Source organism: Zobellia galactanivorans (genome assembly GCF_000973105.1).
GTDB lineage: Bacteria > Bacteroidota > Bacteroidia > Flavobacteriales > Flavobacteriaceae > Zobellia > Zobellia galactanivorans.
Genome location: NC_015844.1, coordinates 4,869,112 through 4,887,603, shown reverse-complemented (window position 1 = coordinate 4,887,603; position 18,492 = coordinate 4,869,112). Strand labels below are relative to the sequence as shown.

The following is an 18,492-nucleotide window of genomic DNA, read 5'->3' as shown; positions in this document are numbered from 1 at the left end:
ATATGGAACCATCTTTTCATCTGTGTATTATCGATGACGACGAGATTTATCGTTTTACCACCATTCAATCCGTTAAGTTTTTAGGGAAGGAACATAAAAGCTCGGTTTTCTCAAATGGTGAAGACGCTTTGGCCTTTATAACGGAAAACCTGGATAAGCCTGCCGTATTGCCCGATTTTATCTTTTTGGATATCGACATGCCTATTATGGATGGATTTCAGTTTCTTGAAGGCTATCGGCCCCTTGTCCCCAAAATAGGCAAATCGATAGAAATCTATATGGTTTCTTCCTCGGTGGACCCAGAAGATATTGAAAGGGCCAGGGCCTATCCTATGGTAGTCGACTATATTTCCAAGCCATTGGATAGTGATAGGCTTAAAACTATTATGAACGCGGGTTAAAATCCTTGAATTTAAATGTCGGTCACTATTGTCGACCCATTATTTTTTTTCATCAATTATCTCAAAATTTATAATATTCATTAGGTTTTTATGTTAAATAATAGTTTCAAGTTTGTACTAAATGGGTGTGAATAATCATAAAAACAGTATCGATTCCGACACCATGAATTCCATTCATGAAAGGTTGAGGATGGGTACGTGGAAATTGAATGTGGTTACCGGTGAGTATACGCTTGACGACATTACTTGCGATATACTACAGATTCCCCATGACACTGTCTTAAAAAGAGGGATAAAGCCTCCAATGGACCGGCCTGACACTACGGGACTCCAAATAGAAGAAGGGTTAAGGGAACTCATACATTCAGGTACGCCTTTTGACCATGAACTAGAATTTACAACCCCAAAGGGGAACCCGAGATGGCTACACGTTATTGCCACCCGTAAACCGGAAAATGGCAAATGCATTGAGGTTTTAGGAATCATTCAAGACATCACCACAAGAAAACAAACCGAAAACAACCTTTTTCAGCATAATAAATTATTGAACCTCGCACAAAGAAAAGCGAGATTGGGCCATTGGAATTGGGATTTTAGAACAAATACGTTCAGCTGTTCCGAAAATATGAGCCGTATAATCGGTTTTGAACCCGATGTTCCCGTATCAATGAGTTCTGTTTTAGATAATATCCATCCCGATGACCGAACCTATGTTGATGCACTATTGACCAACTGTATCAAAAATAAGGAGTTCCAAAGTTTCACCCACAGAATGATACTGGAAGATGGTAGCATGCGAACCATTCAGGTGTCGGGAGATATATATGTAGATGAAGAGGGTGAAATAATCAATGTCTTGGGGATCTCACAAGACATTTCCGATTATAAGGAAATTGAAGAGGAATTGCTTAAAAAGAACGAACTCTTAATTTTCGCGGAACAAAAGGCATTATTGGGGCACTGGGAATGGAACATTATCACGGATGAAGTTTTCTGGTCCTCCAACCTCTATTATCTATTTAAGCAAGAGGAAAATACAAAACTGGAGTTCAATACCTATTACAGCTACGTACATGTCGAAGACCAAGCCAAAGTTTCGGCCCACTTCGGCAAGGCCATTGAAGAGAAACACTTTGAGAAAATCATACACCGCATTGTTTTAAACGATGGCACCTTAAAATGGATCTTGTTATTGGGTGAGGTCGTTGTGAACGAACAAGATGCAATAATTAAGCTTATCGGAACTTGCCAAGATGTGACCGAGCAACAGATGCAAGAGATCAAGTTTAAAGGATTGGTCGAATCTGCCCCGAGCGCTACGATTATTATAGATAAAGAAGGGATTATACAAATGGTCAATAAACAGGCCGAAAGCCTGTTCGGCTACACTCCCGAAGAGTTAGTCGAAAAATCGGTCGAGGTTCTCATACCTGCAAGGTTTGAAGAAAAGAGGGCACCGCACCGCGAAAAATTTCTGGCCAACCCCAAAATTCAGAAAATCGATATTGGGGAAGACTTTTATATGATCCATAAATCGGGAAGGGAAATTCCGGTAAACATAACACTTGGACCTTTACATATAGAAGAGGGATTGCTTATATCTATGTCCATACGCGACACGACCGCCCAAAAAATGGCCGAACGGAAAATTTTAAAGGCCAAGGAAGATCTGGAAATCCTTACCAAGGAGCTGACCGCACAAAACCATCAACTGGCGGACTTTACGCAGATTACCTCTCACAACCTGCGGGCTCCGGTAAGTAATTTGAACTCACTTTTGGAAATCTATAAATTGATGGACAATGAGGAAGAGCGCAAAGAGTTGTTCGGAAAATTTGAAATCGTCATCGGACACCTTACCTTGACGCTTAATACCTTGGTAGAGGCCTTGTCGGTAAAAAACCATACGTCAATTGAGAGAAGTGAGGTTTCCCTTAGTGAAACCTTACTAAAAACAGAAGAGATTTTTACTGCCGAAATCAGCAGGACCAAGGCAGTTATTAAAGGTGATTTTTCAGAGATTGATTCTGTTCACTACAATAAAATCTATTTAGAGAGCATTTTTCAAAATCTAATAGGAAACGGTTTAAAATATAGGTCGTCAGAGCGTATGCCCGTGATAGAGGTGAGTTCAGAGGTTCGAAGCGGAAGAGTGCTGTTGCGCTTCCAGGACAACGGTTTAGGGGTCGATTTGAACAGGCACGGCCATAAAATGTTCGGATTGAACAAAGTTTTTCATAATCACCCCGAGGCAAAAGGCATCGGTTTATTTATGACCAAGACCCAGGTAGAAGCCATGGGCGGAAAAATAGCAGTATCGAGTAAAGTCAACGAAGGCTCTACTTTTACCATAACATTATAACTAATCAATATTTCATGCAATCACCTTTTCACCTATCTATTATCGATGATGACGATATTTACCGTTTCACGATTATTCAATCCGCAAAATTTTTAGGAATAGAACACAAAACTTCGGTCTTTGTGAACGGTGAGGATGCCTTGAACTTTATTTTGGAAAACCAAAACGATCCGGCCGCCCTCCCCGACATTATCCTTTTAGATATTGATATGCCCGTTATGGACGGGTTTCAATTTTTAGAGGAATACGAGGCCATAGAACCGAAAATAGATAAAGATATAAAGATTTATATGGTCTCTTCATCGGTCGATCCAGAAGATATTGCCCGGGCGAAATCCTATTCTATGGTAGTGGACTATATTTCCAAACCTTTGACCCCGGAGAACCTTAAACAATTGGTTGCCGATATTTGAAAAAGCCAAGGGGCAAAAAAACTTGAGAGCTTTTAGTTTCTGGCATTCTTCTCCTCGATCCATTTAGAAAGGTACTTTGTGGCCTGCATGGTTTGATGAAGCAATAGTGCGCCTATAAAATTTTTGCGTCTGTGCGCTTCTAAATTAAGGGCCAACCCATCGATTTTCTCCTTCAATCGCTTTTCTAGCACATGACGGTCGTAGCATGTATTGACAATGGCAAGGCCATTGTTCTGTGCTTTCGTCCATTCGCTTTTATTTTGGTACAGTTGTAAGGCCGCTTCGGCAAAGCCTTCGGCCGAATTGGCAATGGCCCCGCTCCACGGCATTTCGGCGTGCATACCTTCGGCACCGATATCGGTAGTAATACTTGGGGTTCCATTTTGCATGGCCGTGCTCAATTTTCCCTTGATACCCGCGCCAAAACGCAAAGGCGCCAGATTAAGGCGGGCTCTACCTAAGACCTTGTTCGCATCTTCGGCCCAGCCTTTTACATGGAAGCCTTGGTCGGGCCGGTGTAGCTCTTGGATGCGCTGTGGCAGATAGGCCCCATAAACCGACAATTGGGCATCGGGAAGCCCTTTTCGAATAAGTGGCCAAATCTCTTGGAAAAGGAAAAGCAGGGCGTCTACATTTGGGGCATGTCTACCGTTTCCAATACAGATAAAACCCGACCTTTGGTCGAAGGCGGGCCAATGGCCTTGCCTCTCTTTATCAATAGGGTCTAATAAAAACGGGAGATGCAGTAAGAGATTCTCGTCTATAGCTAACTTTTTCGTCAAGAGTTCCATCTCGAAAGTCGAAACCATTAATGAAAGATCGGATCGGTAAATGCTTGCCACTTCACGTTTGGTCATATCGCTTTGCCGCCAGTCGTCCAGTGAAAATGTTATGCGCTTCTTATGGGCCGTTTCCCGAGCTTTCCGAAGCGAATGCAAATCTTCGGTATCAAGTATCCTAATAGCGTTCGGTAAGCTTTCGGCTATTCGCCACCCAAACTGTTCTTCGGTCAAAAAACGATCAAAAATGACAATGTCGGGGTTTAGCTCCTTTATGGAGAGGTCAAAACCGGAATCGTTCAACGTAATGGGCATCGATTCAATCGCCAATGCCTTCAAGTCTAGGGATAGCCCTGTTTGGCTCGCCGTACTCGCAAAAACAACGCGATAGCCCTCTTCCTTAAAAAAACGCAGTAATTCCAGCATACGGTTTCCTGCTGCCGTAGAAGCGGGCTCGGGCCAGGTAAAACCAATAACCAAAAGTATATCTTGCTTCACCTTGTTGTAACAAATTTATAGACTTGGTAGAATTTCCAATAACCCTACATCTTGGCCGCGAACATACGGGAAATACTCGAGCGTAATTTACGTTCGTAATCTTCTTCGAGCCATTCCTTGTAGTTCTTGGTATTGTTCATGATGCAGTACGAATATTGCCGTACGCGATAGGCGATTTCTTCCTTGAGCTCTTTGGCCAAGATACGGGCGTCGAAAACATCCTCTGAATTCTCTACACAAATCTGGGCGTGCTGCTCTATACTGCGCTCCAATACAATTTTGGACTTGAGACCTTGGGCAAAAACTTTTTTATATTCTTCCTTGATGTTAAACTCAATATTAGTAGATTTCTTGAATTTCTCACGAAGGGACGGGGGCATTTCATAAACAAATTCTTTTTCGATTTCCTCGTCGTTCTTGATGTTCTCAAGGTAAAAATCAGGAAAATGAAAGATTTCCTGCCAATCTATAGGGGCGTCCCACAATCCAAAACGCGCTACATTGTTTCCGAGGTCGACTACCGTAAACTCACTCTTGTTCGGAAGGATACGCGAGCCCCTACCGATCATTTGAAAGTACAAGGTCAATGAACGGGTGGCCCTATTGAGAATAATGGTCTCTACCGAAGGTTCGTCAAAACCGGTGGTAAGGATACTGACCGAGGTCAGAATGGCGTCAGGGGTATTGGAAAACCATTCTAATATTTCCTTTCGTTCCGAAGCCGTGTTTTTATTATCCAAGTGACGGATATTATACCCTGCCTTTTTAAAGGTTTCGTATACGTAACGGGAGGTATTGATACCGTTGTTGAAAATCAATGTTTTGGTACCATCGGCAATCTCCTTATAGGCCGATAAAAGCTTACCGAGCATGCTTTGGTTGCTATAGAGCTCATCGGAAGACTTAACGGTATAGTCTCCACTGATGCCCAGTTTTAGGCTTTGTAGGCTTACATCGTAATTGTACATATTGGCCTTGGCCAAAAACTTCTTTTTGATCAACGACCCTATAGATTCGCCCACGATCAACTTTTGGTAGTTGTCTTTCATGGGCAATTTGATGTTCGAACTTAAGGGCGTTGCGGTAACCCCGAGAATGGTAGAGTTCTTGAAGAACTTAAATAGTTTTCGGAAGGAGTTATAATGGGCTTCATCGATGATGACCAGGCCAATATCGTTGATTTCGACCTTTTCTTCCTGAAGCCTATTGTTCAAGGTTTCCACCATGGCCACAAAGCACATATAGCTGTCTTGGTCGGTAAGCTCCTTTACCTCGCTATTGATGATTTTGTTCTTTACACCGAAACTGTTGAGCATACGGGAAGTTTGGGTGCTCAATTCTATACGGTGCGTAAGTACGACCACTTTTTTACCCGTTTTTTCAATATAACGTCGGGCTATTTCAGAAAAAACAACGGTCTTACCACCACCGGTTGGCAATTGGTATAGAAGGTTACCCTTTTCTTCAGGATCCTCAAGATGCTTGAAAATGGTCTTCAGATCTTCGATCTGATAATCGTATAGTTGCTTTTCGGTAGTATCTTTTTTTAACTCCAAGTAGGGTCTAAAATTTAGCGTTCATGTATTGTAAGAAGGTGGGGCTTCCCAATTTTCTCAATTTTACAAAATTAAAGGAAATTTGTACTCTTCTGAAATTAAATCTGGGGAAATCGACAAAAGTACCGCTCAGGCCCCGTTATACTTGGGGCCAAAAGCGTGTCTTTCTATTTTTGACAAAAGAGGGAAATGTTCAGGGTCAATACCCCTTTTCCATGACCACTTCGTTCAGTAGATTCCTTCCTGACAGTAGCCTATCATAATTTTCAAGGATCTGGGGCACTACGGAACCGGTATCGGAAACACTGGCATAATGCGGGGTCATCTGTATTTTTTCATGTTTCCAAAACGGATGTTCTTTTGGTAAAGGCTCTTGATGGTAAACATCCAAGCCTGCACCCGAAAGGTGTCCCCTGTCCAACATTTCGATCAAGTCTTCGTCTACCAAGTGGCCACCACGTGCCACATTTATAACAAAAGCGCCTTTAGGAAGCTTCAAAAACAGTTCTTTGTTCAAAATGCCGGTAGTTTCTTGGGTCAAGGGCAGTAGACAAACGGCGATCTGTGTGGTTTTTAAAAAATCGGACAGCCCTTCATCTCCCACATAGCAATCGACACCGGCTATGTCTTTTTTCGAGCTGGCCCAGCCCTGAACCTTAAAGCCATATTTGACCAAATCCGTGGCCAATTCCCGCCCTAGGGCACCAAGCCCCAGAATACCGACCCTAAAATCGGAAATCCTGTGGTATTGTATGGGTTGCCATACCCCTTTCATTTGGTTGATTTTATACTGGTCTAGGTTTTTTAAATGACTTAGGATGACCGCAAGAACGTGTTCTGACATATCCTTGGCCAACATATCGTCTACCACACGGGTTATGGGCAAGTTTTTGGGCGCCGCCCCATCTTCGAAAATAAAGTCCACCCCTGCCCCGCTAGAAGCTATCAGCTCTAAGTGGGGATAATGCGCCAATGCCCCTTTTGGATGCTTCCAGACCAAGGCCATTTTAATTTTTTCCTTGGGGTGGTCTTCCAAATAACTGTATACCTCGAGTTCCGGTCGTTGCGCCAAGAGGGCCTTCTTCCAAAGTTCAATCTTGTCGTCTTGTCTAATAATAACTATTGCCATATTTAATCTATGATATCTAGGGCTCGGGAAAAGCCCTCGCCGAATTGCCAATTTTGGTCTTGTGTTGTGCTGTAAATTTTTACGATTCTTTCCTTGTATTCGGCCAACAGCCCATTGACCGATACAAACCTAAGCGCTTCGGTAAACGAGTTCATCATGCTTTTGTAAAAGGCGTCGGGCAGGTTATGGTCTTTTTCGAATACTTGGGCTATCTCCAAGTTGTAGAGCATGACGTCGGCAATAAGATGTGGGTCTACACCAAGTTTTATAAAGTGCTTTATGAATTTCTGGGCTACGGAGCGTCTTGCCCTAGGGCGTCTTCGCTTTACAGGGAAGTATTCATTACTGATTTTTGTCTTTGCTTCTTGAACGAGCTTGTCTTCCTTGGGGTTGAAGATAAAGTTGTAGTACTCCTTTACCTCGGGAAAGCGCTCGTAAAGGTCGAGCAATTGCTCTTCAATGGCCCCTTTGTCTATTTCCGAAAGGTATTTCTTTAGCTTTCGCTTGCTCATTTTTCTACGATTTGTCCTCAAAAATAGCGGAATGCGTCAAATCCACCTAGATTCGTACCTGAAATCTTAAACTTCTCATAAATTATGTATAAGAATACTCACAAGTCTTTGGATAATAGATAATAAAAATGTATACTGTATGCTTGTAGCAATCCTAAACACATTAGATATATGAGGCAACTAAAGATTATCAAGCAAGTAACCAATCGGGAATCAAAATCATTGGACAAATACTTGCAAGATATCAGTAAAATTGATTTGATCAATGCGTCTGAGGAAGTAGAACTCGCACAAAGGATCCGTGCTGGGGACCAAGTAGCCCTAGAAAAATTAACTACTGCCAACTTACGCTTTGTAGTCTCCGTGGCCAAACAATATCAGAACCAAGGCCTGAAACTACCCGATTTGATCAACGAAGGAAACCTTGGCCTTGTAAAAGCGGCTAAGCGTTTTGATGAAACCCGTGGTTTCAAATTTATATCATATGCCGTTTGGTGGATTCGCCAATCTATTCTTCAAGCCCTTGCCGAACAATCACGTGTGGTACGACTGCCTTTGAACAAAATTGGATCTATCAATAAAATCAAAAAAACCTTTTCTTACTTGGAGCAGGCCCATGAGCGCCCACCCTCTGCCGAAGAAATAGCCAAAGAGCTAGAAATGACGGTCAGTGAGGTAAAGCAATCGATGAAAAACTCAGGGAGACACGTTTCTATGGATGCGCCCCTTAGGGAAGGTGAAGACTCAAACCTTTACGACGTACTTCGTAGCGGAGAGTCCCCTAGACCGGATAAGATATTAATGCAGCAATCCCTTAATACAGAGATTAACCGTGCTTTAGAGACCTTGTCTCCAAGGGAAGCCGATGTGGTTAAATTATATTACGGTATTGGCGATCAGCAATCTATGACTTTAGCTGAAATAGGGCAGACTTTTGACCTTACTAGGGAAAGAGTCCGTCAAATTCGTGAGAAGGCCATTAGAAAATTACGTCATAATTCAAGAAGTAAACTCTTAAAGACCTATTTGGGATAGACCCGAAACAGATATAAATTAAAAAAGCCCTGACGTGTTAACGCCAGGGCTTTTTTGTACAACTAATAATTTACTTATAGACTAAGAATAATTTAGTTTGTTGATTTGTTCGCTATTCAAGATTTCATTTAAGTTTTCAATGAAACTCATGTAAGCTGCGTTGTCTGGGTTTTGATTTGCCATAGTTGTAGGTTTTAAAGGTTGCAAGGATTGGGGTTAGATTACATGTAATCTAATTCTACCAATTCATTTAAGCTCAAAATTTCGTTAAGGTCTTGAAGGAATGATAGGTACTCTTCTCCGTAGGTATCGTAAAGCATTTTTCTATAGGTTAAGTTACTATTTTGATTCGGTGTCTTAATTACTATGATGTAAACATATTCATAAACTCATGTGATTACAACAAAATGTGGTGTAACGAAAGAAAAATGTTGTAAAAGTTGTTAATCATGTAAAGATCTTCCTTTATCGGTATAAAAAATGGCATGTCATGTATCGATAAAGTATTACTCTTTATCTGTTATCTATTAAAAACCAGTGTTTTATAATTTGAGGATGCCGGTGTGTACGGCTAACCCAAGCATTTCTGGACTATTGTGGCGATTCGTTCTGCTTATTTGCAAAGCTGCTTTTGGTAAAGCTATTCAGTCAAAACTGTTGAGATAAACTTTTTTTGTTTAGTGAAAACTTTGGAGGTCTATGAGGGGTGTACTGGAAAAGAATGTGAATCGAAATTCTTTAAAACCTCACTTCGTAGGTAAGGCCTGCGGAAATTCCATAAAAGAACTTACCGGAATCAAATATCAATTCTTGCCGGGTTGCCCCAATGTTTGCGGTGTAGATGTTAGGACTCTTTTTTCCCGTAAACTGATATTCCAAACTTAATCGCTGCGACTCCACATACAAAAGGGTTTCTGCCAAAAGCTCACCCCCTGAAGTCAATTGCTGAAGTTCCGGCGAATAGCCCATGCCGACGTTCAGTCCGATATAGTTTACGGCATCCTTAAGATACTTTCGCACCAGCAGATTTCCCGAGTAGCTGGTCAGGTTGTCGGACCCAGGTGTGATGTAAGACCGTAAGGAAAAATAATAGTTGCCCGTGTAGTAGCCTAATGAATTGGTGATTATGGAAACCTTGGTGGTCTCAAAATCGATATATCTCCCGCCGGCAGAGAATTCGAAAGCTGCGGGCAGGTTTACATATAGGTCGCCTCCTACCCTGTGTTTTGGATAGATCGGGGCATTGGAGTACCCGTAGTTCAAATAGGCATAGAATCGTTTTGAAATTTTAGGGTAAAAGTCCGCTTCGTACTGAACCCCATATGTTCCCAGGCGATTGCTGTAATTTATTCTAGGTATGATACTGCCCAAAGGGGTCTGTCTTTTATAGGAAAGACTTGAATAGTACATGGGGTCGTATCGTTGATCGTAAACGACGGCAAGATTTCGCAATGAAATACTATTGTTCAAGGCCGGTTCGCCCTCGGGAGATTTGGTGTCAAGCGTATCAAGGACTTTCTTTTGGGGTGTAGTGATGCTATCACTTTTGTAAGATTCCATTTCCCCGTATTCGGTACGGGCCAGTCCTTCTTCGGCAATGGTCTTTAATCGCATTACTTCGGCATCGTCTTTTAAGAAAATCAAGGCTTTGTTCGCCAAGCCCACTGCCGTAGCGTGGTTTTTTGCGTAGAGTTCATTTTTTATGGCAGCCATCCAAACATCCCTATCCTTCCTTTCCGAAGAGGTAATGATATTGAATTCTTCCCTTGCCCTATCGTATTCGCCGCTCCAACTGTAAGTACTGGCCAATAAGGAGCGGGCGCTGTGGTCCTTACTGTCTGGTTTGACCAATTCGGACAATATGGCATTGGCCGATTTAAAATCGCCTTCAAAAGCCAAATTACGGGCCTCTGCCAAACGCACATTATCCATTTCCGCAGCACCCTTTTCCTGGGGTCGTACGGAAAGGGCCGTGAAAACGCACAGCACAAATAGATATGTGGTTTTAAGCTTCATTCTAATTCAAACGTATTTACAAGGGTCTAGGTATCAGACCTGTTCTTTTTTTTCAAGGATGCGGCAATTCCCTTCTTTTGCGCTTGCCGGCGCGCCCGTTCTATTTTATCCTTTATCTCATGGGCACTCGAGCTATTCCGTTCTACTTGGTCAATAAGCTCCATGGCTTCTTTTGGGCGTTCGGACCAGAAATACACATCGAAGAGGGCCGAATATGAATCAATGTAATTCGGGTTCATTTTAATACAGTCTTTCAATATTTCAATGGACTTGTCGTAGTTTCCCATCCAAACATTGACCCTGCCCGTTAAAATCTTGGTGTCGATGTGGCTCGGGGCTTCCGAAAGGATGTAGCGACTGAGCAAAAGCGATTTTTCATATTCCCGCTCAAAGGCCAATTCACGTGCTATCATATAGACCTTGTCAAAATTTTGTCCGTTGTACACGCTGTTGATCCATATGATTTCCGAATCGGTGAACTTTTCCTTTTTCACCGAAAAAATGGCAAGGCTATCGGGAATGATCTTGTCCTTATTGGTTACATAGGCGTTCATTGATTTAAAGGCCTTTAACTTGGCCTCACTCTTAGATCCACCAAAAGCCGAGCTTAGATCCATGTTTTCGTCCAGTTCATAAACCGAACCATCGGAGTATAGCTTTTCGCCATCAACAAATTCTTTCAATTCGTTTTTGTTGCGCATCAAGGGAATGTGTTTTTTTGACCTGAATTCTTCCGACATATCTAAGGCATCGCCCATCCATGCCACTTTTTTGGGCATTTTAAGCTCGTAATTCGCCTCAAGAAGGGCTAATAAGGTCGGGGTAACGTCAAAATGTGAATTGACGGCACTAATTTTTTTGGTTTGCTTCAAAAGGGGACTGAACATGATCAAGGGCACATGGAAACGGCTCAGGTTATTGCGTTGGGGTATCGGAATCAGTCTGTGGTCTCCCGTAATGATGAAAATGGTGTTATCGTAGTTCGGTTGTTGCCTATACGCTTCAAGGACATATTTTAAGGCATCATCGGCGTAAAGCAAGGTCGCGAAGACATTGTCGTTCTTTTCGATCACCTTTTTTGTCTTTCGATCATAATCCCTCTTAGAGAGGAGTTGGGCCACTTTGGCCTCGTAGAAATCCTTTTTGGGAGGAATAAAGGGTTCGTGGGTACTAATAGTCATATACACCTCCATACGAGGCTGTTCGGCTTCACGGGGCAGACTCATACTCTTTTTGAAAAGTTCCTTGTCAGGATAGCCCCAAGAGGCCCCTGCCGCATCTTCGGCCTGCATTTGATAGTTCTTTCCGAACCCTGACTTATCGAGTACAAAATCTACGTTTTCACTGCTCAAAAATCGGTCAACATTGTCAAAAGAGCTATTGGTTCCTTGGTAAAAAGAAGTATGGTAGCCATTGTTTTTTAGAATACTGAACAAGGTGAGTTTGTTCGGGTACTTTTCAAGTTCCATAAATCCGCTTTTGCCAAAGGGAAGCGACCCTAAAAGCGAGGGTAAAACCCCAAAGGTACGTCCGGTATTGCTCAAGCAATTTTCCCAATACAGGGATTTGGTGGTCAAAGAATCTAAAAAAGGGGTAAAACCTCCATACTCGGCCCCTTCCCCTACAAAATCCCTACCAAGTCCCTCGACCATAATAAATACAATGTTGGGTTTACTGTCCTTAAGTTGAAAATACTCGCCCAAAACATTGGGTATGGGCTTCGATTTGATCAAGGGGTACTCAACGTCGGAGTTATAGGAAGTATCTTCCGTAGAAGAGTCATAAAGATTGAGTGCCAGATATTGGGTTTTGTTATGGTCTATAGGTTTTCCCTCAATAAACAGTGTAGCAATGAACATGCTAATTAAAATAATGGTAAACGGGTACATTTTATTAATGTGGTGGTAATGCTTGGAGCTCACCTTGTACAAACCGAAGAACATACCTACAATACCTATAAAGCCCAAGGGCAGTACCCATGATATACCACCCGAATTGGCTATGGTCGTTTGAATGTCCTCAAAACTATAGCCTAAGAGGTCGGAACCCAAAGGCACCAAGGCGGTACAAAAATAGCTGATCAGCATGGCTTCGATCATCAATAGTAGGAGTAGCACCACAAAGACCAGGTTGAAACCATAACGCGGACGCAAGTTTTCCCAAAAATTAAATGGAAAGGCCAATAGCACCCCTACCAGGGAGGAATAGCCCATTTGATGAACAAGGGCTATAAAGAAACTGGTGCCGAAAATTACATCAACAACCCCCTTGAAATACAAGGTGGCATATTGATAAACGGTAAGCACCAACAGACTACCGAAGAAAGAAATGATCAATCTCGTGTAATGTTTTAAGGTGTATCGGTCTATCGTACTCGTATTCATCTTTTAGATCAAGCGGCTTTGGCAAAGCCTTTGCGAACCTGGGAACCCCAGCCCGATTTAATTTTAAACAGTTTTTTGTAATTTCCGCGTACGGCCGACCATACCACGATCGGGTGGAACAGTATCGGTTCGATAAGGGCACACAACATAAGCGTTAGAATGTCCTTCGTTTTCTTGTACTCATTGTAACTAAAGACGTCCCAAAGAATGGCATAGAACGAAAACATGACGGAGAAGAGATAAACCATTGCCGTTATGGCGATAAAAAACTCCCAGTTTAAAATACCTAGATATATAAAGGTTATAATGGTAAAAAAGCCAAAAAACTCCATAAGGGGAGCTAGCCATTCATAGAAAAACCAGTAGGGATAACTTAAGAGTCCCAATCGCCCGTATTTGGAATTAAAGAACATATCCTTATGCTTAAACAAGGTCTCGAGGTTGCCCCTCGCCCATCGGTCCCTTTGGTTGACGAGTATCTTGAGGTCTTCCGGAACTTCCGTCCAACACAAGGGGTCGGGAATGTATTCTATGGTATAAGGCTCTTTACGGTCGTGCATATACCTACGCATCTTAAAGACGATTTCCATGTCCTCTCCCACCGTTCCCGTATCATATCCGCCCACGGCCAAGGCTATTTCCCGGTCAAAAAAACCAAAGGCCCCTGAAATGATCAAAAGGCTATCGATACTTCCCCAGGCCATCCTTCCTAAAATAAAGGAGCGGGTATATTCCAATAGTTGAAAGCGAGCCAACCAATTTGTCGGTAGGCGTATTTCTTCAAGTTGCCCCCCTTCTATGACACAGGAATTGGCAACACGTATTACGCCCCCGACCGCAATGACCCGTTTTTCGGAACGTTGGTAAAATGATTTTACCACATGTAGCAAGGCATCGGGCAGCAAAAGACAATCGACGTCAATGCAACCGACATAACGATTGGTTGAAAGTGCCATACCTGTATTCAGGGCATCGGATTTCCCTCCGTTTTCCTTGTCTATGACCGTGAGTTTGGAAAATGCCCTGTGGGGGGATTTGTAGATGCCGCGAATCGGCTTATTTTTCCAGTTGGGGTCGATTTTTTGATCGACCTTGACCAAGTCGTAGGCATCGATCATCTTTTGAAGCGTATCGTCTTTACTACCGTCGTTGACGACCATGACCTCGTAGTTGACATAGCGAAGCGACATGAGTGAACGAATGTTCTCTACAATGGTAAGTCCTTCGTTATAGGCCGGGGCTATAATGGTTATACTCGGGGCTAAAGGCGAGGCCATAACTTTTGATAGGCTGCCAAAACTGTTTTTCTTTCGGTAGTGGATGGAGTTTCTGGTGGACAGATACCCCATAATGGTGAATAAGGTGAATAGGGTGACCGTAAACATTAAGAAAACGATGTTTATATAGTCTAGAATAATATGGAATAAAGCACTATCCATGCAATTTCCCTATAATTTTTTTAGGAAACTCTATAATGGAATCGAAGAAAGTGCCCTCGCCCGAAACGACTTCGCTCTCGTTTACTTCTATGTTGAGTGTTTTTTCGTCGTATTTCTTGTCAAGCACCTCGGTATCGGCAAGTTCAAATTCAAAATCGAGAAGCTTAGGGGTTTCGGTTGCTATTGGTGGCGTATGCGACCTAGGCTTGGCTTTTGTAGTTGCCGTTGGGGCAATCGGTTCCAATGACGAAAGGTCGATTGGCAGTTCTTCTACCGGTTTCGGTGCTGCCGGTTTTTCGAACTCGCTCTTTTTTGAAACTTTTTCGATCAGAAGTTTTAAGGCGTGTTGGGCCTTTTTACGGATTTTAGGGTCGGGATCTTCCAATAAACCATCGAGAAAATCGATTTCCTTTTCATCACCGACCGACACTATTTCCCCTAAAAGCACCAGTTTTGATTCTTGGTCTATATTCTTGAACAGGTCGGCAAATATGCTAAAGCTAGGAAGTTGAACCGCACGATCTTCTTCCTTTGCTTTCGTCCGGTTTAAATTCTTGGTATAGGAAAATTGGTCGATCAAACCCCGAATACGATGCTTGATGAACGATTCGCTTTCCTCTGCCAAGAGCTCGCGTAAAAGGGGTACTTCCCTATGGTCGCCCATTTCTTCCAAATCATCAAGGAGGCCCATCATATACGCTTCATGGGCGTCGTAATAAACAGGTTCGGGAATTAAATCGGTAAAGGGTTTTTCATCCTTTTTCGGGGAAACGACCTCGTAGTCCACTTCCATTTCCCGAAGTTCGTTAAGGGTCAATAGCCAGGTCATGACATCTTCGCTTTCCGTAGCTATGGGGTCGGGCTCTGCTTCCGGAAAAGTCTGCTTCGGAGTTTCGTTTAAAAAGGGTGTCAAGTTTTCGGGGTGTTCAAAATTGACTTCAAAATCGGAAAGCGTATAACCTTCCAAACTTTCAATTTTTTGAGCGCCTTCATCGGCCTGTGCGGCAATGTCGTCGGCTGCTTCCGATTCGTTATCGGTAACAATGGGCAAAAATCCGAATTCGTTTATTTCCTTTTTCAAGGCATTGTTTTCCGCGTCAGGCGTAATCTCCGTAGTATCTCCCTCAACCACCAAAGGAAGGAAGTCGATTTGGGAAATATCGAATTGGGGCGTTTCCGTTTCCGACGGTTCTTCTTGTGGCTTGTTAAAGGCTACTTCTTCAAATTGAACTTCCATACGGTGAAGTTTCTCCTTGGGGTTTTTTGAGTCGGACATGCTTGTATTTTTAATAGGTGGATTAATGTCGGTTGTAGGGGGCACGACTATGGGTAAAAAATCATAATCGAGCGATTCTTCTTCGTCGTCGATTTCGGTGGATGCATCTTTTTTCTCGGGATAAGGGAGGGTAAGCGCGTCGATTACCTCAATGCTTAAAATTGTTTGGTCTTCTTCTCCCCCGTTCAATGAAACCTTAGGGAAGCGTGTGGGTATAGATTCCTCCATTTGGATGTTTTCTGGTGCATCAACACCTTCTTCTGCGATTTCGCTTGCTTGCGCCGGCATCGTTGGCGAAATCCCTTCCACTTGATTCTCAATAGGTGATACCCCGGCTTTTGCATCGTCTTGAAAAGGTATCTCATCAACTTCCATAGTTTGGGGGATTTCTTCTACGGAAAGAGTCGGTGTTACTTCTGTGACCGGCTCTTTGTAACTTTCTGTCTTTTCGATGTCCTTCGTAGGCATTACCGATTCGGGTGAAATGGTGTTAATGGCGGTCAGGGCCTTGCTTGAAACGGAGAAATTGGACTCTTTTTGTTCCACCATCCTTAAAAAATCGATATCGTCGGTGCTACCCAGCTCGGCAATGGTACCTAAGATCGCGATCTTGGTATCCGTGGCACATTTTTTAAAAACCGATTTTAAGACGGGAATGGCCTCTACTACATAAAATTCTTTGATGCAGGCAATGGCCTCTTCCTGTATTTGTTGGTTTTTGTGCTTGACCAGCTCTATGAGTGAGGCATTGGCATCGTTCTGATTGTAATATTTAATTAGCCTAAGGGCAAAGAGTACTACGTGTTTGTTCTTAGAAGTCAACCACACTCTAAACTTAGGGGGAACAAAACCTTCTTGGTTCCGTATGACATCTAAGAGTTTGAGTTGTTGCCATTCCGATATTTTATAGCGGGTAGTATCGAGAAAATAGTTGATGCCTTCAGGTTTTAGGGTTACCGTGGCAATTTCCGCTTGCTTTCTTATGGTGCTGTTCTTATGGTTGATAAACTTGGTAATAAAGCCATAGGCCGATTCTACCTGCATTTGGGTAAGTTCAAGAATGCCTTTTGAGATAACTTCCCAACGCCAGCTCTGAAGTTTTTCAAAGGCATCCTTTTCGAGTTCGAGGTTTTGGTAGAGTTCAAAAAGTCGCGTTTGGGTATCTCCGGAAACATCTTTTCTTAAGTCAAGCAAGATTTCGACCAAAACCTTTCGGTTGAAAGGTGTTTTGAGCAATTCGCGGATTTCTAGTTTAGAGGAGATATAGCTCGATTTCTCGGTAACATCGTCACTATCGTCGTAGAACAAGAACTCGCTTATCATTGCCGAGAGTTCCCTTTTTCGTTGTTTGGTGATGGAAGCGGTGGCCGATATTTTATTCCTTACGACAAATACCGAGATAAAGTATACTACTGCCAGGCCAACGAACACCATAGATAGGTTCCACAACACCTCCGTATCGATTTTTGGGGCTGTTATGTTGGCAAGGTGATAGTATGTAATTTTTTTTAACAAATTAGATTTTGTTCAGTTCGCGGGCTACTCGAACTAAGAGCTCTGAAGGACTCACAGGTTTTGATATAAAATCGTTGGCCCCCAACTCGAATGCGTTCAGAACATTTTCTTCGTTGCCCGCAGAAGAGATTATGATAATCGGTACTTGTGATTTCAATTCATGGCGTACAAAACTGATCAGTTCCATACCCGAGAAATAAGGCATCATAATGTCACTTACGATAATGTCTGGCATATTTCCCAACAAATACTCCTTGACCATTTTTCCATTGGTCTTATGGTTAACTTCATAGCCGCCTTTCTTAAGGCGAAAATTCAACAGCGAGGCCAATAGTTCGTCGTCTTCGGCCAGCAATAGTCTTTTTTTATCCATGGCGGGCCTTAATGGTTGGTCAGTTCCGAATAGGCTCTATCTAAGGCATCTTTGACCTTTGGAAATTCGTCGTTGAAACAGTTGCATAAAAATTCAAGATGTTTGGGGTCTTTATCAAGTTTACAGCCCTTCTGTATTTGAACGACGATGTCGTGCAGGCTTTGGGTACGCATCATGGCCAGGCCGGCCTTGACCTTATGTGCGGCCAAATCTAATTTTTCAAAATCATTGCTTTTTAAATGGATTTTGGCGGCCCCCATAAATTCAAGGGCGTTGGAAGTAAACAGGGTAATCAACTCTTGTAACAAATCCATTTCCCCCATACACTCTTTAAGAATGAGCGATAGGTCGATTTCAGGCTCGGTCTTGGTTGCTTCCGAGGTTCCATTTAGGATCAATACATCTTTTTTGTCCATAGTCGTTTCAATTTTCAGCTCTTTTAAAACATCACCGTACGATTTGTAATGCTCAATAATGGCGTCATAAGTGTCTATATCTATTTCAGGATAGGCCTTTTCAAAGGTTTTGGTCCGTTGGCCCACCGGATTGTCTTGACAATTTGAGTCGGCATCGATGAAGTTCTCCTTAGACTTAAAGATGATTTCCAAAAGGTTCTTTTTAAAGTTCTGGAAAGATAATTTTAGATGGAAAGCCTCGTCGGGAGTCAATTTTTCAACTGAAAAATCATTAAGAAGCGACTCTAAATCCGTCAATTGGAAAAGTAGGTTTTTCGTTTTCAATTTTGGTTATTTAGGTTAGTAAGTGTGGGACTGATTTATATTCTTCTTTACATCAATTCTTTAG

The 18,492-nt window shown here is 42.6% G+C and carries 14 protein-coding genes; 4 read left to right on the top strand and 10 right to left on the bottom strand.

All coding sequences use genetic code 11. The features are described 5' to 3' along the window. Nucleotides 1-2: 2 nt before the first annotated feature. The 3 genes from ZOBGAL_RS19615 to ZOBGAL_RS19605 all read left to right on the top strand — a co-directional run bounded on the left by ZOBGAL_RS19615 (nt 3) and on the right by ZOBGAL_RS19605 (nt 3,176). Nucleotides 3-401, top strand: coding sequence for a response regulator (locus tag ZOBGAL_RS19615; protein ID WP_013995488.1), 399 nt, complete (start codon nt 3-5; stop codon nt 399-401). Between the two features lie 121 nt (nt 402-522). Next, on the top strand, nt 523-2,763 hold the full coding sequence (locus ZOBGAL_RS19610) for a PAS domain-containing sensor histidine kinase (RefSeq protein ID WP_013995487.1): 2,241 nt from the start codon (nt 523-525) through the stop codon (nt 2,761-2,763). A gap of 14 nt (nt 2,764-2,777) precedes the next feature. Beyond that, on the top strand, nt 2,778-3,176 hold the full coding sequence (locus ZOBGAL_RS19605) for a response regulator (protein ID WP_013995486.1): 399 nt from the start codon (nt 2,778-2,780) through the stop codon (nt 3,174-3,176). Nucleotides 3,177-3,208: 32 nt separating this feature from the next. On the opposite strand, the gene ZOBGAL_RS19600 is transcribed toward ZOBGAL_RS19605, so the two are convergent. The 4 genes from ZOBGAL_RS19600 to ZOBGAL_RS19585 all read right to left on the bottom strand — a co-directional run bounded on the left by ZOBGAL_RS19600 (nt 3,209) and on the right by ZOBGAL_RS19585 (nt 7,650). Further along, a complete protein-coding gene (locus tag ZOBGAL_RS19600) occupies nt 3,209-4,453 on the bottom strand; it encodes a glycosyltransferase (protein WP_013995485.1) in 1,245 nt (414 codons plus the stop codon). Between the two features lie 44 nt (nt 4,454-4,497). Beyond that, entirely contained in the window at nt 4,498-6,009 is a 1,512-nt protein-coding gene (locus ZOBGAL_RS19595) for a DEAD/DEAH box helicase (protein ID WP_013995484.1), read from the bottom strand. 199 nt (nt 6,010-6,208) lie between these two features. Then, nucleotides 6,209-7,138: a 2-hydroxyacid dehydrogenase gene (locus ZOBGAL_RS19590; RefSeq protein WP_013995483.1), complete on the bottom strand. Its 930-nt coding sequence runs from the start codon at nt 7,136-7,138 to the stop codon at nt 6,209-6,211. 2 nt (nt 7,139-7,140) lie between these two features. After that, complete coding sequence (locus ZOBGAL_RS19585; RefSeq protein WP_013995482.1) at nt 7,141-7,650, bottom strand: DUF6155 family protein; 510 nt, start codon at nt 7,648-7,650, stop codon at nt 7,141-7,143. Between the two features lie 171 nt (nt 7,651-7,821). Between ZOBGAL_RS19585 and ZOBGAL_RS19580 the strand changes: the two genes are divergently transcribed. Further along, complete coding sequence (locus ZOBGAL_RS19580) at nt 7,822-8,685, top strand: sigma-70 family RNA polymerase sigma factor (RefSeq protein ID WP_013995481.1); 864 nt, start codon at nt 7,822-7,824, stop codon at nt 8,683-8,685. Between the two features lie 738 nt (nt 8,686-9,423). Here ZOBGAL_RS19580 and ZOBGAL_RS19575 read toward each other — a convergent pair. From ZOBGAL_RS19575 to ZOBGAL_RS19550, 6 genes are read right to left on the bottom strand one after another with little or no spacing between them, the layout of a single operon-like run. Continuing rightward, nucleotides 9,424-10,701 (bottom strand): YaiO family outer membrane beta-barrel protein, encoded by a 1,278-nt coding sequence (locus ZOBGAL_RS19575; RefSeq protein WP_013995479.1) that lies wholly within the window; start codon nt 10,699-10,701, stop codon nt 9,424-9,426. Between the two features lie 26 nt (nt 10,702-10,727). Then, a complete protein-coding gene (locus tag ZOBGAL_RS19570) occupies nt 10,728-13,085 on the bottom strand; it encodes a sulfatase-like hydrolase/transferase (RefSeq protein ID WP_013995478.1) in 2,358 nt (785 codons plus the stop codon). Nucleotides 13,086-13,093: 8 nt separating this feature from the next. Further along, nucleotides 13,094-14,524 carry a glycosyltransferase family 2 protein gene (locus tag ZOBGAL_RS19565; protein WP_013995477.1) on the bottom strand — a complete coding sequence of 477 codons (1,431 nt, stop codon included), beginning with the start codon at nt 14,522-14,524 and terminating at the stop codon, nt 13,094-13,096. After that, complete coding sequence (locus ZOBGAL_RS19560; RefSeq protein ID WP_013995476.1) at nt 14,517-17,315, bottom strand: HEAT repeat domain-containing protein; 2,799 nt, start codon at nt 17,313-17,315, stop codon at nt 14,517-14,519. The genes ZOBGAL_RS19565 and ZOBGAL_RS19560 overlap by 8 nt, the downstream gene beginning before the upstream one ends. A gap of 1 nt (nt 17,316) precedes the next feature. Then, the gene (locus tag ZOBGAL_RS19555) at nt 17,317-17,688 is read right to left on the bottom strand and encodes a response regulator (RefSeq protein WP_013995475.1); all 372 of its coding nucleotides are present in this window, start codon (nt 17,686-17,688) and stop codon (nt 17,317-17,319) included. 8 nt (nt 17,689-17,696) lie between these two features. After that, nucleotides 17,697-18,428 carry an Hpt domain-containing protein gene (locus tag ZOBGAL_RS19550; RefSeq protein WP_013995474.1) on the bottom strand — a complete coding sequence of 244 codons (732 nt, stop codon included), beginning with the start codon at nt 18,426-18,428 and terminating at the stop codon, nt 17,697-17,699. Nucleotides 18,429-18,492 lie beyond the last annotated feature (64 nt).